The organism is Corynebacterium senegalense, assembly GCF_900411315.1.
Classification (GTDB): Bacteria; Actinomycetota; Actinomycetes; order Mycobacteriales; family Mycobacteriaceae; genus Corynebacterium; species Corynebacterium senegalense.
The window spans coordinates 548,328-561,121 of the sequence record NZ_LS990887.1; the positions used below are offsets into that span (position 1 = coordinate 548,328).

General features: G+C 70.7%; 15 protein-coding genes and 1 pseudogene. 4 read left to right on the plus strand and 12 right to left on the minus strand.

Translation table 11 applies throughout. The annotated features are described in order from the left end of the window. Window positions 1-78 precede the first annotated feature (78 nt). Window positions 79-840 (minus strand): hypothetical protein, encoded by a 762-nt coding sequence (locus tag DYZ02_RS02600; protein ID WP_115684867.1) that lies wholly within the window; start codon window positions 838-840, stop codon window positions 79-81. Beyond that, the gene (locus DYZ02_RS02605) at window positions 837-1,436 is read right to left on the minus strand and encodes a YflT domain-containing protein (protein ID WP_425451030.1); all 600 of its coding nucleotides are present in this window, start codon (window positions 1,434-1,436) and stop codon (window positions 837-839) included. The genes DYZ02_RS02600 and DYZ02_RS02605 overlap by 4 nt, the downstream gene beginning before the upstream one ends. 8 nt (window positions 1,437-1,444) lie before the next feature. Here DYZ02_RS02605 and DYZ02_RS02610 point away from each other — a divergent pair, with 8 nt between their 5' ends. Next, window positions 1,445-2,587: an Mrp/NBP35 family ATP-binding protein gene (locus tag DYZ02_RS02610; RefSeq protein WP_115684868.1), complete on the plus strand. Its 1,143-nt coding sequence runs from the start codon at window positions 1,445-1,447 to the stop codon at window positions 2,585-2,587. 203 nt (window positions 2,588-2,790) lie between these two features. Here the strand turns inward: DYZ02_RS02610 and DYZ02_RS02615 are convergent. The 3 genes and pseudogenes from DYZ02_RS02615 to sigE all read right to left on the minus strand — a co-directional run. Then, window positions 2,791-3,057, minus strand: a pseudogene (locus DYZ02_RS02615) (twin-arginine translocase TatA/TatE family subunit); the annotation flags it as partial. A gap of 10 nt (window positions 3,058-3,067) precedes the next feature. Continuing rightward, window positions 3,068-3,424 (minus strand): zf-HC2 domain-containing protein, encoded by a 357-nt coding sequence (locus tag DYZ02_RS02620; protein ID WP_115684869.1) that lies wholly within the window; start codon window positions 3,422-3,424, stop codon window positions 3,068-3,070. Window positions 3,425-3,560: 136 nt separating this feature from the next. Further along, window positions 3,561-4,202, minus strand: coding sequence for an RNA polymerase sigma factor SigE (sigE, locus tag DYZ02_RS02625; RefSeq protein WP_245945571.1), 642 nt, complete (start codon window positions 4,200-4,202; stop codon window positions 3,561-3,563). A 126-nt stretch (window positions 4,203-4,328) separates the two neighbouring features. Here sigE and DYZ02_RS02630 point away from each other — a divergent pair, with 126 nt between their 5' ends. Next, on the plus strand, window positions 4,329-4,988 hold the full coding sequence (locus DYZ02_RS02630) for an O-methyltransferase (protein WP_425451032.1): 660 nt from the start codon (window positions 4,329-4,331) through the stop codon (window positions 4,986-4,988). On the opposite strand, the gene glgC is transcribed toward DYZ02_RS02630, so the two are convergent. After that, window positions 4,985-6,202 carry a glucose-1-phosphate adenylyltransferase gene (glgC, locus tag DYZ02_RS02635; protein ID WP_115684870.1) on the minus strand — a complete coding sequence of 406 codons (1,218 nt, stop codon included), beginning with the start codon at window positions 6,200-6,202 and terminating at the stop codon, window positions 4,985-4,987. The two genes, DYZ02_RS02630 and glgC, sit on opposite strands and share 4 nt — an antisense overlap. Before the next feature lie 122 nt (window positions 6,203-6,324). Between glgC and glgA the strand changes: the two genes are divergently transcribed. Further along, complete coding sequence (gene glgA / locus DYZ02_RS02640; RefSeq protein WP_115684871.1) at window positions 6,325-7,479, plus strand: glycogen synthase; 1,155 nt, start codon at window positions 6,325-6,327, stop codon at window positions 7,477-7,479. An 8-nt stretch (window positions 7,480-7,487) separates the two neighbouring features. Continuing rightward, entirely contained in the window at window positions 7,488-8,903 is a 1,416-nt protein-coding gene (locus tag DYZ02_RS02645) for a GH32 C-terminal domain-containing protein (RefSeq protein ID WP_115684872.1), read from the plus strand. Window positions 8,904-8,927: 24 nt separating this feature from the next. Here the strand turns inward: DYZ02_RS02645 and DYZ02_RS02650 are convergent, their stop codons facing one another. The 6 genes from DYZ02_RS02650 to DYZ02_RS02675 are packed head-to-tail and all read right to left on the minus strand — an operon-like array spanning window position 8,928 to window position 12,772. Next, window positions 8,928-9,785 (minus strand): methyltransferase domain-containing protein, encoded by an 858-nt coding sequence (locus DYZ02_RS02650; RefSeq protein WP_115684873.1) that lies wholly within the window; start codon window positions 9,783-9,785, stop codon window positions 8,928-8,930. Between the two features lie 41 nt (window positions 9,786-9,826). Next, the gene (locus DYZ02_RS02655; RefSeq protein ID WP_115684874.1) at window positions 9,827-9,997 is read right to left on the minus strand and encodes a DUF3117 domain-containing protein; all 171 of its coding nucleotides are present in this window, start codon (window positions 9,995-9,997) and stop codon (window positions 9,827-9,829) included. Between the two features lie 43 nt (window positions 9,998-10,040). Then, a complete protein-coding gene (locus DYZ02_RS02660) occupies window positions 10,041-10,394 on the minus strand; it encodes a cell division protein DivIVA (RefSeq protein WP_245945573.1) in 354 nt (117 codons plus the stop codon). 3 nt (window positions 10,395-10,397) lie between these two features. Then, window positions 10,398-11,147 (minus strand): glucosyl-3-phosphoglycerate synthase, encoded by a 750-nt coding sequence (locus tag DYZ02_RS02665; RefSeq protein WP_115684875.1) that lies wholly within the window; start codon window positions 11,145-11,147, stop codon window positions 10,398-10,400. After that, on the minus strand, window positions 11,144-11,956 hold the full coding sequence (folP, locus tag DYZ02_RS02670) for a dihydropteroate synthase (RefSeq protein WP_115686338.1): 813 nt from the start codon (window positions 11,954-11,956) through the stop codon (window positions 11,144-11,146). Before folP ends, DYZ02_RS02665 begins: the two co-directional genes overlap by 4 nt. A 15-nt stretch (window positions 11,957-11,971) precedes the next feature. Next, window positions 11,972-12,772, minus strand: coding sequence for an LOG family protein (locus tag DYZ02_RS02675; protein ID WP_115684876.1), 801 nt, complete (start codon window positions 12,770-12,772; stop codon window positions 11,972-11,974). Window positions 12,773-12,794: the final 22 nt, after the last annotated feature.

The following is a 12,794-nucleotide window of genomic DNA, read 5'->3' on the forward strand; positions in this document are numbered from 1 at the left end:
ACCCGACGAAACCGGGCCGGCCCGCGGTTGCGCGGACCGGCCCGGTTCCTCTTTTTCGCTTCTCGACGCCCCACCGGTCTACACCGGGGGCTGCTGCTGCGTCGCCTCCGTCTGGTCTTCCTTCTTCTCGTCGGAGACGCTGATGCTGGCGTACTCCATGAGCCAGGTCGAGACGGCCTCGCGCACGGGCGTGCCCGCCTCGACGTCCTGGGCCATCTCCTCGATGTCCTTCGTGCTGAGCACGCGGGTGATGAAGTTGACGCGCTGGAGCTCGCGGGGTGTGAACAGGGATTTCTCGAACACCGGGATGATGTTCTGCGGCAGCGCGCCCTCGTTCCTCCCCGCCTTCGTCGCGGAGGAGCAGCCCTGGGCTGGGGAGGGGTCGACGGTCATGACGCTGCCGGGCAGGGTGCCCACCGCGGCGGCGTAGGTCTTCTCCGAGGCCGCGGCCGCGCCCGTGACCTTGTCCGCTCCCCCGAGCTCCTCCGCCAGGGCGGTGGCCGCCGCGCGGTCGAGCTGGTGCAGGATCAGCCCCGTGCACGTGAGCGCGAGGTCGGCCCGCCTTTCCCGCACGATGTCCACCGCGCTGGCGGCGTCGCGGAGCTTCACGGCGTTGACGCCCGAGTCGCGCCCCAGCGCCAGGAACACCTGGTTGTAGATCTCGCCGATGACCATCTGTTCTGCGGAGCGGGTGTCCACCCCGATGGAGATGGCCTCGCGCTTGGTGTCGCCCGCGCTCTGCGCGGGGGCGGCCTCGGCGGCGTAGGTGATGCCCAGCGCGGCGACGACGGAGGCGGCGACGAGGCCCGTCGCCGCCAGCCATTCGCGTGCGGCCGTCACTTCTCGACGGCCCCGGTGCCGCCGCCGAAGCCCATCTGCGCGATGGCGTCCCGCGCGCGGGGTGCGGTCTCGGGCGCGCAGAGCACGTCGTAGCGCCCCGCCACGATGGAGGTGGCGGAGGAGAAGTCGCGCTTGCCGCCGGTCAGGGCGTAGCTGATCGCCGCGAAGACGAGGCCGAAGCCGGCGCCGATGAGCAGCGACCAGAAGACAACGGCCCAGCCCTCGCCGGGCATCGCGAACAGGGCGAAGAGCAAGCCGATGAAGATGCCCATCCAGGCACCCGAGGCCGCTCCCCCTGCGAGCACGCGGGGCCAGGTGAGGCGCCCGGTGACGTTTTCCACCTGCATGAGGTCGACGCCCACGATGGTGAGGTTCTGCACGGGGAAGGCCTGGTCCGCCAGGCCGTCAACCGCGCGCTGGGCCTCCTCGTAGGTGCCGAAGCTGCCGACGGGCCAGCCGCTCGGGCGGGTGAGGTCCGGCCGCGGACCGAGCCCTGCGGGCCCTCCCAGTGGTTGTGACACGATATCCACTTCCTTCACATGAGTTTTGTGCGGTGCCCTCCACGCTACCTCTCCAGGGCAGGCGGGGCCTATAATTGGTCGCGATGTCTACTAGCACCCCCATCACCGAAGAGCGCGTCCGCGAGGCGCTGAGCCGCGTCGAGGACCCCGAGATCGGCAAGCCCATCACCGAGCTGGACATGGTCGAGTCCGTCGCCATAGACGGCGCCGACGTCGCCGTCGGCATCTACCTCACCATCGCCGGCTGCCCGATGCGCGACACCATCCAGTCCAACACCCGCGCGGTCCTCGAGGACCTCGACGGCGTCGGGGCGGTCACCGTCACGATGCACACCATGAGCGACGAGCAGCGCCGGGCGCTCAGCGCGAAGCTGCGCGGAGCGCAGGCCACCCCCGAGATCCCGTTCGCGGACCCCGACACGCGCACCCGCGTCTACGCGGTGGCCTCCGGCAAAGGCGGCGTGGGCAAGTCCTCCGTCACCGTCAACCTCGCCACCGCGCTGGCCGCCCAGGGGCTGACCGTGGGCATCCTCGACGCCGACATCTACGGCCACTCCATCCCGGGTCTGATGGGCTCCGCCGGCGCCTCGCCCACCGTGGTCGACGACATGATCATGCCGCCGATCAGCCACGGGGTGCGCCACATCTCCGTCGGCCAATTCGTCGAGGGCAACGCCCCCGTTGTCTGGCGCGGGCCGATGCTGACGCGCGCGATCCAGCAGTTCCTCTCGGACGTCTACTGGGGCGACCTGGACGTGCTGTTCATGGACCTGCCCCCGGGGACAGGCGACGTGGCCATCACCGTGGCCCAGCTCATCCCGAACGCGGAGCTGATCATCGTGACTACCCCGCAGGCCGCGGCCGCCGAGGTCGCCGAGCGCGCGGGCACGATCTCGCAGCAGACCGGGCAGCGCATCGCGGGAGTGGTGGAGAACATGGCGGGCATGGTCATGCCCGACGGCTCCGTGATGAACATCTTCGGCGAGGGCGGCGGAAAAAGGGTCGCGGAGCGCCTCACCGCGCTGACCGACAACGACGAGGTGGCCCTGCTCGGCTCGGTCCCCCTCGACCCGAAGCTTCGCGAGCACGGCGACGACGGCACGCCCGTTGTCCTCTCCGAGCCGGACTCCCCCGCCGCGGCAGCGCTGTACGGCATCGCTTCGAGGCTCAAAGTGCGCCGCGACTCGCTCGCGGGCAAGAGCCTCAACCTCGGGGTGAGCCGCTAGCCGCAGGCTAGGTGATGTCCGCCTGCCTCCTATACACATCTGACGCTGCCGACGATCTACGCTGTCTAGATCCCGGTGGTGGCCGAGTCATCTAAAAAAAGGCATGACTACTCTCTACACACACTCTCGGCATGCGTCGTCACGTGTGTGCTCCACATGCTTGCCCTCACANGCGCGGAGGGGGCGAGGGGGTCGGCGTCGGGGTCGTCGAAAAGCACCTTCGCCATGGCCCTTCTCGGGCCCAGCGCCGCGTACTCGGTGACCGTGCCCAGCGGCTTGCGGAACTCCTCGAACTCCTCGAAGCCGGAGTCGAGCTCGAGCTCTCGCTTGGCGTTGGTGATAGCCTTGCGCGCCGCGTAGATCGCCGCGCGGATGTCCTGGATCACGCCGGGCAGGCGCTCCGGGCCGATGATGATGAGGCCGATGATGAGGATGAAGAAGATCTCTCCCCATCCAATGCTGGAAAACACGGCTTACACCTTACCCGCGCCGCCGAATCGCGCGCAGAGCGGCTTCCACGGTGCCGCGCGCACCGCCTGTCGACGCCCCCTCGTCCGCCCCGGCGACCTGTTCCCCGACCCGCTGGAGCCGCTCGAGCAGGGTCTGCGGCGCGCGGAGGGACTCGTCGGCGGCGCAGGTGCGCAGGCGCGCTGCGGCGGAGCGCTGGATGTGGACCTCGAGGTGGCACTCCTCGCACTGCACGATGTGGGTGCGGGCGCGGCGGGCGGCGTGGTCGGAGAGCTCCCCGTCGGCGAACGCCGCGATCGCCTCGGTGCTGAGGTGGTCGGTGGGGCTGAACTGTTCGCGGCGCGCGCGCGCGAGTTTGGGGGCGGGCATCCCCGGCAACCTGATGTCGATGGCGAGGGCCTCCTTTCCTGGCTCGGGCTCTCCGTGCTGCGGCGCCGCAGCCGGCGCCCCGTTTGCCCCTTTTATACCCCTTTTGCCCGTGTCCGGGCACGCGCGACGGGCACTCTCAGCGCACGCGGATGAGCTCGCGCGCGCTGGCGTCCTCGCGCGCCTGCTGCTCCAGGCTCTGGCGCAACTGGGCGCGGCCGCGATGGATGCGGGAGCGTACGGTGCCCATCTTTACCCCGAGCGTCTCGGCGATCTCCTCGTAGCTCATGCCCACGACGTCGCACAGAACCACGGCGACGCGGAAGTCGGGGCCCAGGGAGTCGAGGGCGCGCTGCAGCGCCGGGTCGAGGTTGGAGGCGGTGTATACCTGCTCGGGGGTCATCTCGGTGCCGGGGACGCGCTCGTAGTCCTCCGGCAGGGCCTCCATCCGGATCTTGGCGCGGTGGCGCACCATGTCCAGGAAGAGGTTGGTGGTGATGCGGTGCAGCCACCCCTCGAACGTGCCCGGCTGGTAGCTCTTCAGGCTGCGGAAGACGCGCATGAAGGTTTCCTGGGTCAGGTCCTCCGCGTCGTGCTGGTTGCCCGACAGGCGGAAGGCGAGGCGGTAGACGCTGTCCGCGTGCTCGGTCACGAGCTCTGCCCACGAGGGCATGTCCCCCTCCCCCGCGTCGAAAGCGGCGGTCCCGCCGAGCGCGGCGGGCTCGATGGCGTCGGGGGTGTGGGCGGAGGCGCGCGCCGGGTCGTCCGGGTCGTTTGGCATGCAAACAATCATTCCAAACCCGCGTGGCAAACACCAGAAAACTCCCCCGGAAAACCCTGCGAGGAAGTAACAATCCGCTAACGGTGCGGCACTCCGCCTATGATTGCAGGCGTGAGTGATTCCGCCATTGATTCCGCCTTCAGCACCATGAACGACTACATCGCCGAGCACACCCGCCGCGGCGAGTCGGACTTCCACCGGGGCCTCGAGCAGGCGCGCACGCACGCCGAGGAGAATTTCCTCTCCGCCCCCGGCAGCGCGGTCGGCGCCCTCATGGGCACGCTCGCCGCCGCGGGCGCGTCGGCCCACGGCGCTGTCGCGGTCACCCCCGCCGCCGGCGTGGTCGGGCTGCACATCCTCAACGGCCTGCCGGACAAGGCCACCCTGACGTGCATCGACCCGGAGGCCGAGCACCAGGCGGGGGCGCGCGAGGCGTTCAAGGTCGGCGGCTTCACCGCGTCCCGGGCGCGCTTCCTCACCGCGCGCCCGCTCGACGTGATGAGCCGCCTCGCCCCCGGCTCCTACCACCTCGTCTACGCGGACGTCGCCCCGGTCGACCTCTCCGCGCTCGTCCACGCCGCCTGGCCGCTGCTCGCCCCCGGCGGCACCCTCGTCATCGCCGATTCGCTTCTCGACGGCACCGTGGCCGACCCGACGCGCCGCGACCGCGACACGGAGTCGGCCCGGGCGGCGGGGGGTGACGTCGACAAGCTTGCGGCGGATGAGGGGGCCCTGGTGACCCGCCTGCCTCTCGACGGCGGGATCACCCTGCTCACCCGGCGCTAAACCACCTGGTTCTTGCCCACCACGACGACGCCCTGATCGGAGACCGTGTAGCGCTCGCGGTCGCGCTCGTGGTCCACGCCGATGATCTCGCCGTCGGAGACGTAGACGTTCTTGTCCAGGATCGCGTGTCGCACCACGGCGCCCTTGCCCACGCGCACGCCCGGCATGAGCACGGAACCCTCGACGGTCGCGCCCTCCTCCACGCGCACGTCGGTGGAGAGCACCGAGTTGCGCACCGTCGCGCCCGAGACGATCGACCCGGAGGCGACGATCGACTCCTGGGCGATGCCGCCCAGCACGAACTTCGCGGGCGGGAGGTTGCTGTCCTCCGTCGAGTGGATCGGCCACGCCTTGTTGTACAGGTTGAACACGGGGTGCGAGGAGATGAGGTCCATGTGGGCCTCGTAGAAGGAGTCGACGGTACCGACGTCGCGCCAGTAACCCTGGTCGCGCTCCGTGGCCCCCGGAACCTCGTTTTGGGAGAAGTCGTAGACGTTCGCCTCGCCCTTGTTCACGAAGTACGGGATGATGTCGCCGCCCATGTCGTGGGAGGACTCCTCGTTCTGCTCGTCCTCCAGCAGGGCCTTGATGAGGGCCTCCGTGGAAAAGACGTAGTTGCCCATGGAGGCGAAGGTGACCTCCGGGTCGTCCGGGGTGCCCGGCGGGTCGGAGGGCTTCTCCAGGAACTCGGTCACGGTGCCGTCGTCCTCGGCCTGGATGCAGCCGAAGGCCGTCGCCTCCGCGCGCGGGACGCGGATGCCGGCGACGGTGGCGGACTTGCCGGAGCGGATGTGGTCCTCCACCATCTGCGAGGGGTCCATCCGGTAGACGTGGTCGGCGCCGAAGACGAGGACGTAGTCCGGCATGTCGTCGTAGATCAGGTTGAGCGACTGGACGATCGCGTCCGCCGAGCCGCTGTACCACCGCTTGCCGCGGCGCTGCTGCGCGGGAACGGAGGCGATGTACTGCGACGTCGGCCCCGACAGGTTCCACGCGGTGGCGACGTGGCGGTCGAGCGAGTGCGACTTGTACTGGGTCAGCACCGCGATACGCATGTACCCCGCGTTGACGAGGTTGGACAGGACAAAGTCGATGAGGCGGTAGTTACCGCCGAAGGGCACTGCGGGCTTGGCGCGGTCGGCGGTCAGCGGAAACAGGCGCTTCCCTTCCCCGCCGGCTAGGACGATGGCAAGAACTCTCGGCTGGTTTTTCACACTTCCCCAGCTTAGGACGTTTCCCCCGGCCTCGCACGCAGGAGCGGAAGCTGAACGGGCGTTCTTTGCCCCGCCGGGAGGGTCCGTGCAGCTGGCCGGAATCCTCACTAGGCTCGGCGGGTATGAAAGTCGGAATGATGACCAGAGAGTATCCGCCGGAGGTGTACGGCGGGGCCGGCGTCCATGTCACGGAGCTGACGCGCTTCATGCGCGAGATCGTCGACGTGGACGTCCACTGCATGGGGGAGCCCCGCGAGGAGTCGAACGTGTACGTCCACGGTGTCGACCCGGAGCTCAAGGACGCGAACGGCGCCCTCCGAACTCTGTCGACGGGCCTGCGCATGGCCCACGCCGCCGACGGCCTCGACGTGGTCCACTCCCACACCTGGTACTCCGGCCTGGGCGGGCACCTCACCGGCCTGCTCCACGACATTCCGCACGTGGTCACCGCCCACTCCCTCGAGCCGGACCGCCCCTGGAAGCGCGAGCAGCTCGGCGGCGGCTACGACATCTCCTCCTGGTCCGAAAAGAACGCGATGGAGTACGCGGACGCGGTCATCGCGGTGTCCTCCGGCATGAAGCGCTCCATCCTCGAGGCCTACCCGCGCATCGACGCCGACCGGGTGCACGTCGTGCTCAACGGCGTGGACACCGCCAAGTGGTACCCCGGCGAGGGATCCATCGCCGAGGAGCTCGGCGTGGACCCCGCCAAGCCGGTCGTCGCCTTCGTCGGGCGCATCACCCGCCAGAAGGGCGTGCCGCACCTGCTCAAGGCGGCGCGCGACTTCGACAGCGACGTCCAGCTCATCCTCTGCGCCGGCGCGCCCGACACCCCCGAGATCGCGGCCGAGACGGAGCAGCTGGTCCAGACCCTGCGCGAGGAGCGTCAGGGGGTCTTCTGGGTGCAGGAGATGCTGCCCGCCGAGAAGATCCGCGAGGTCTACGCCGCAGCCGACGTCTTCGTCTGCCCGTCGATCTACGAACCGCTGGGCATCGTCAACCTCGAGGCGATGGCCTGCGAGACGGCGGTCGTCGCCTCCCGCGTCGGGGGGATCCCGGAGGTCGTCGTGGACGGCGAGACGGGCACCCTGGTGGACTACGACAAGGACAACCCGAGCGCCTTCGAGCGCGGACTCGCCGAGGCGGTCAACGCCGTCGTCGCCGATCGGGAGCTTTCCGCGCGCATGGGGCGCGCCGGCCTCGAGCGCGTGCGCGAGAACTTCACCTGGGACACGATCGCCCAGCAGACAGTCGACATCTACCGAAGCTTGATCTAGGGACACACATGAGCGTTTTCAGACCAGAACTGCACATCACCGCGGAGACGGGCATCCTCGAGGCGGCCGCCGGAGTGCTTCGCGACGGCACCCCCGCCACAGACGGTTCCTCCCCGGCGGACGTGTGGCACATGTTTTACCAGTACAAGCCCGCGCCCGGGCAGCCCAGCCGGTGGGGCCACTCCATGTCCGAGGGCAACCCCTTCGACTGGGTTGAGTGCAACGACGCCGTGGCCCCGGTCGGCGGGGAGACCGCCGTGCGCGCCGGCTCAGTCGTCGCCGCCCGCGGCGGCGTGGACCTGTACTTCACCTCGGTGACCGAGGCGGGCACCTCGATCCAGATCACGCACGCGGAGAACCTCGACGAGCTCTGCGACGACGTCAATGAGGACTACGCCGTCAGCGCCGCCTTCCGGCGGCGCGGCGACGTCGTCTCCGACGCCGGGGACTTCACCCGCTTCCGCTCCCCCTGCGTCGTGCCCGGCTGGCGCAGCAACGACGACCGCGACCAGGGTGAGGAGGGCTGGCTCATGCTGGCCGTCGCCGGTGCCTCGGAGGACCCCTCGATCGTGGTGCTCAGCTCGGCCGACGGCACGGCGTGGACCACCGTGGGCGCGCTCAGCTTCGACGGCGACCCCGGCTTCGACCCCGCCTCCGAGTGCATCGTCGCCCCGCGGATCTTCCGCCTGCGCGACGAGGTCGACGGTGTCATCTACGACGTCCTTCTCATCACCCTGGAGCGTCCCGGCGGCGACGAGACCTACTACGTCACCGGCACGCTGACCGGCAGCTCCTTCTCCGTGGTCACCCCGGCCCAGCCGGTCGACCGCGGCCACGACTTCTCCCGCCCCCGCACCACCAGCCACACCGCCGGCTCCCCGGAGCGCTCCGCCCGCTACGACCGCGCCTACATCTTCGGCTCGATGCGAAGCTCGGGGCGCAACGCCGACCTGACCACGGAGCGGAACTGGGAGACCGGCGGCTGGGCCGGCACGCTCACCCTGCCGCGCCGCGTCACGCTGCAGCACGGGCGGCTCTACCAGACGCCCGCGCCGGGGCTGCCCGACGCCGTCGAGGAGTCGCGCCGCGCGAAGATGTGGACGGGCATGTGCGAGATCCCCGTCGGCTCCTCCGTCTACGCCGAGATCCTCGACGCCAGCGGGGAGCCCGCCGCCGTGATCACGCACTCGGGAGACACGCTGACCCTCGACCGGCTCGACGGCTCCCCCGCCGTCTCCGAGCTGCACGACGAGGACGAGGACAACATCACCATCATCGTCGACAGCTCGACGCTCGAGGTCTTCGCCGGCGGCGGCGCAGTGACTATGTCCTCGCGCTTCTGGCCCGAGGGCGGCTGCTCCGGCATCCGGGTGCGCTCGACGGGCGACGCCGAGATCTACAGCGAATGGCGCCGCGGCCACTAGGCCCGCAGCGCCGCGCGCCGGGGGCTACGCCTTGCGGAAGCGCAGGAGGCGCGCCTTCGCGGTGACCTCCATGTGGTCCGGCAGGGCCGCGATGGACTCGCGCAGCTCCGCCGGGTCGACGTGGCGGGCTGAGGGGCTCATGCCCACCTGGGCGGCGATGGAGTCCCGGTCAAGGCGGATCGGGAACTCCAGCAGCTCGGGCTCCCCGATCTGCTCGAGGTGCCCGCGGGTCTGCTCCAGCAGCCGCTCGAGCTTGCCGCCCTCCACCCCGAGGATGCCGAGGGGCTCGCGCAGCTCGTCCAGGTGACCGGAGTCGGCGACGAGGATGACCGCCTCGCCCTCGTCGGTGAGCACGCGGGCGAACTCTGCCGGGTTGCGGGGGGCGAAGATGACGGTCAGGGCGTCCACGGAGGCGTCGCGAAGCGGGAGGCCCTCCCACACGTCCGCGACGACGGCGCCGAGGCGGCCGTGGGCCTTGGCCAGGTGCTTGGCCGCGGGGGTGGAAATGTCGATGCCCACCCCGCGGGAGCCCTCGATGCTGTCGAGAGTGTGCGCCAGGTAGTAGCCAGTGCCCGCGCCGACCTCGAGCACGACCGGCTCCTCGGCGTGGGACTTCTCGACGGCATCCGCGACGCGCTCGGTGACCGTCTCCACGAACGGGGCGAAGTGCCCCTGCGACAGGAACAGCTCGCGGGCCGTCACCATGTCGGCGCTGTCGCCCTCGTGGTTGAGCCCCGCCCCGGACGCGAGAGTGACGTAGCCCTGGCGGGCCACGTCATAGGAATGCCCCGTCTCCGAGACGAGCCGGGAGTAGTCGTCGGCGCCCCGGAGCGGGGATCGGTCGATGGGGTCGGCGAGGACGTCAACGATGTCTTTGAGCATGGGCTGATCCTACCCCGACGCGCGTCCGCCGGGTACTTCTCCTACGCCCCCGCCGCGGCGGTGAGCAGCTCGCCGAGCTCGGCGGCCTCCTCTTTGGACATCTCCACCACGAGGCGCCCGCCGCCGTCGGAGGGGATCCGCATGACAATCTTCCTGCTCTCCTCGACCGCTTCCATCGGTCCGTTCCCCGTCCGGGGCTTCATAGCTGCCATACTGGGCCTCCTGATTCTCTCCCCGCGTGCCGGGCAAAACGCCCTAGGCGCGGGATCTGTCGGTTTCGTCAAAGTCTACGCCGTTTTCGGGGTCGGGGTCCGGCCCCGGCACCGGCGACTGGGACGCACGCCCAACCTTTTCGGGGGAGGCGGCGCCGCCCGCGAGCTGCGCAATGAGGTCGTCCACCTGGTCCATCCGGTAGCCGCGGTGCACCACCTCGAGGGTCACGGCGTCGAGGTCACCGGCAGCCACGGCGCGTCGGTTGTGCCCGATGACCTCCGCGCTGGCGGGCAGCGGGGGCAGGTCCTCTCCCCTGCCGAACACGCGCGCGGAGAGGAGGAAGCCGAGCACGCAGATCAGGGCGATGACGAGGATGAGGAAGATCCAGGAGAGCATGGCCTAGATAGTATCGCGCATCTCGACGCCCTCCCACGGCGGACGCTCCTCCACCGGGGCGGCGCACCCGGCGCGCGCCAGGAGGGTGCGGGCGACGACGTCGGCCATGGGCGCGAGCTGGTCGAGGGGGCGGTTGCGGTGCTCGCGGGTGCCCAGCTCCACCTGGGCGACGGCGGCGGGCCCGTGGGCCCGGGTGACGTCGACAAGCAGGCCCGCCTCCACCCCGTAGCCGACGACGAAGGGCAGGCGCAGCGCAGTGGAGCGGCGCAGGGCGTACTCGCCGGCCAGCGGCTGGACAACGCCCGCCAGCTCGGGAAACAGCGCGCGCAGCAGGGGCTTGGCCGTCAGCTCGGTGACCCGCCCGCCACCGGTCGGCGCGCCGCCGTAACCGCGCGCGTAAGAGGCCTTGACCAGGTGGACGGACGGGTCCACGAGCGGCTGCGCTAGTTGGTCGACCCACCAGGGCTGCAGGGAGGTGACGTCGGCGTCGACGAAGACGACCGCCTCCCCGGAGGCGGCGCGCACGCCGCGCCACAGGGCCTCGCCCTTGCCGGGCCGCGGCTCGATGCCCGGCGCCGCGTCGCGCCAGTTGATCACGCGCGCGCCGGCGGCCGCGGCGACGGCGGCGGTGCGATCGGTGGAGTCGGAGTCGATCACCAGCACCTCCGCTGCGCCGGACGCCCGGCAGGCCTCGACGACCCGGCCGACGGTGAGTTCCTCGTTCAGCGCCGGGATGACCACCGACACCCTCACGCCAGGCCCCGCACCGTCGCCAGCGGGCGGGCCCGCCCGGCGATCGCCTCGGTCATCCGGATCACGTCGACGGTCTCGGCAACCTCGTGGACGCGGAAGGCCGCAACCCCCCGCGCCGCGCACCACGCTGTGGCGGCGAGCGTGCCCGCGACGCGCTCGCCCACGCCGCGCCCGAGGGTCTCTCCAACGAAGTCCTTGTTGCTCAGGGCCATGAGCACCGGCCACCCCGTATCGACGAGGCGGTCGACGTGGCGCAGGATCTCCAGGCCGTGGAAGGTGTTCTTGCCGAAGTCGTGGGTCGGGTCGATGAACACCCGGTCCTCGGGCACCCCGAGGGAGGCGGCGCGCTCGGCCAGGCGGGTCGTCTCCGCGATGACGTCGCCGACCACGTCGTCGTAGTGGACCCGGTGCGGCCGGGTGCGCGGGGTGGCGCCGCCGGTGTGGGAGCAGACGTAGCCGACGCGGTGGTGGCCCGCCACCTCGGCGAGCTCCGGGTCGTAGCCGGCCCAGGTGTCGTTGATCAGGTCGGCGCCCGCGGCGATCGCCGCCTCGGCGACCTCCGCGCGCCACGTGTCCACGGAGATCGAGACGTCGGGGTGGCGGCCGCGGAGGGCGTCGATAAGCGGTGCGACCCGCTCGGTCTCCTCGGCCGGGGTGACCTCCTCACCCGGGCCCGCCTTGACCCCGCCGACGTCGATGATCTCCGCGCCCCGGGCGACGGCCTCGTCCGCCCGGGCGAGCGCCGCGTCGAGGGCGAAGGTGGCGCCGGCGTCGTAGAAGGAATCGGGCGTGCGGTTGACAATCGCCATGACGCGCGCGCCCACCTAGCGGGAACCCCCCTCGCGCTCGCGGATGCGCTCGTCCGTCATCACCTTGTGGGCCTCGACGATGTAGGCCACGGCCTCGTCGACCGAGTCGGTGACCAGGAACAGCTCGTCGTCGCCCTCGGAGATGAGCCCGCGGGCGAGCTGCTGGCCCCGGATCCAGTCGACCAGCCCGCCCCAGAACTCGGTGCCTAGCAGCACCATCGGGAAGTTGGTCACCTTGCCGGTCTGCACCATCACGAGCATCTCAAAGACCTCGTCCAGGGTGCCGTAGCCGCCCGGCAGGGTGACGAAGGCCTGCGAATACTTCAGGAACATCGTCTTGCGGGCGAAGAAGTAGCGGAAGTTCAGCCCGAGGTCGACCCAGTCGTTCAGGCCCTGCTCGAAGGGCAGCTCGATGCCCAGGCCGACCGACATGCCGCCCGCGTTGTGCGCGCCGCGGTTGGGCCCCTCCATCAGGCCCGGCCCGCCGCCGGTGATCACGGCGTAGCCGGCCTCCGCCAGCGCCTCGCCCAGCCGGCAGGCCTGCTCGTACTCCGGCGTGCCCTCGCCCAGGCGCGCCGAGCCGAACACGGTGACGGCCTTCGGCAGGTCCGACAGGGCGTCGAAGCCCGCCACGAACTCGGACTGGATGCGCATCACGCGCCACGGGTCGGCGTGCTTCCAGTCGTGGTCGGAGCTGCCCAGCGACTCCAGCAGGCGCTGGTCGTGCGTGGAGGCCTGCTTTTCGCCGGAGCGCAGCATGAGCGGGCCGCGCAGCTTGCGGTCCCGGGCGGGCTTGGGGGTCTTGTGGGGAGCCAACGTCCTCTTCTTCCGGTTCGTG

Excerpts from the sequence above, each read along its gene's own strand:
- DYZ02_RS02620 (WP_115684869.1), bottom strand. The coding sequence starts at position 3,424 with ATGCCCGCCCCCAAACTCGCGCGCGCGCGCCGCGAACAGTTCAGCCCC.
- DYZ02_RS02660 (WP_245945573.1), bottom strand. The coding sequence starts at position 10,394 with ATGCTCTCCTGGATCTTCCTCATCCTCGTCATCGCCCTGATCTGCGTG.
- DYZ02_RS02610 (WP_115684868.1), top strand. The coding sequence starts at position 1,445 with ATGTCTACTAGCACCCCCATCACCGAAGAGCGCGTCCGCGAGGCGCTG.
- folP (WP_115686338.1), bottom strand. The coding sequence starts at position 11,956 with ATGGCGATTGTCAACCGCACGCCCGATTCCTTCTACGACGCCGGCGCC.
- glgA (WP_115684871.1), top strand. The coding sequence starts at position 6,325 with ATGAAAGTCGGAATGATGACCAGAGAGTATCCGCCGGAGGTGTACGGC.
- DYZ02_RS02650 (WP_115684873.1), bottom strand. The coding sequence starts at position 9,785 with ATGCTCAAAGACATCGTTGACGTCCTCGCCGACCCCATCGACCGATCC.
- DYZ02_RS02645 (WP_115684872.1), top strand. The coding sequence starts at position 7,488 with ATGAGCGTTTTCAGACCAGAACTGCACATCACCGCGGAGACGGGCATC.
- sigE (WP_245945571.1), bottom strand. The coding sequence starts at position 4,202 with ATGCCAAACGACCCGGACGACCCGGCGCGCGCCTCCGCCCACACCCCC.
- DYZ02_RS02655 (WP_115684874.1), bottom strand. The coding sequence starts at position 9,997 with ATGGCAGCTATGAAGCCCCGGACGGGGAACGGACCGATGGAAGCGGTC.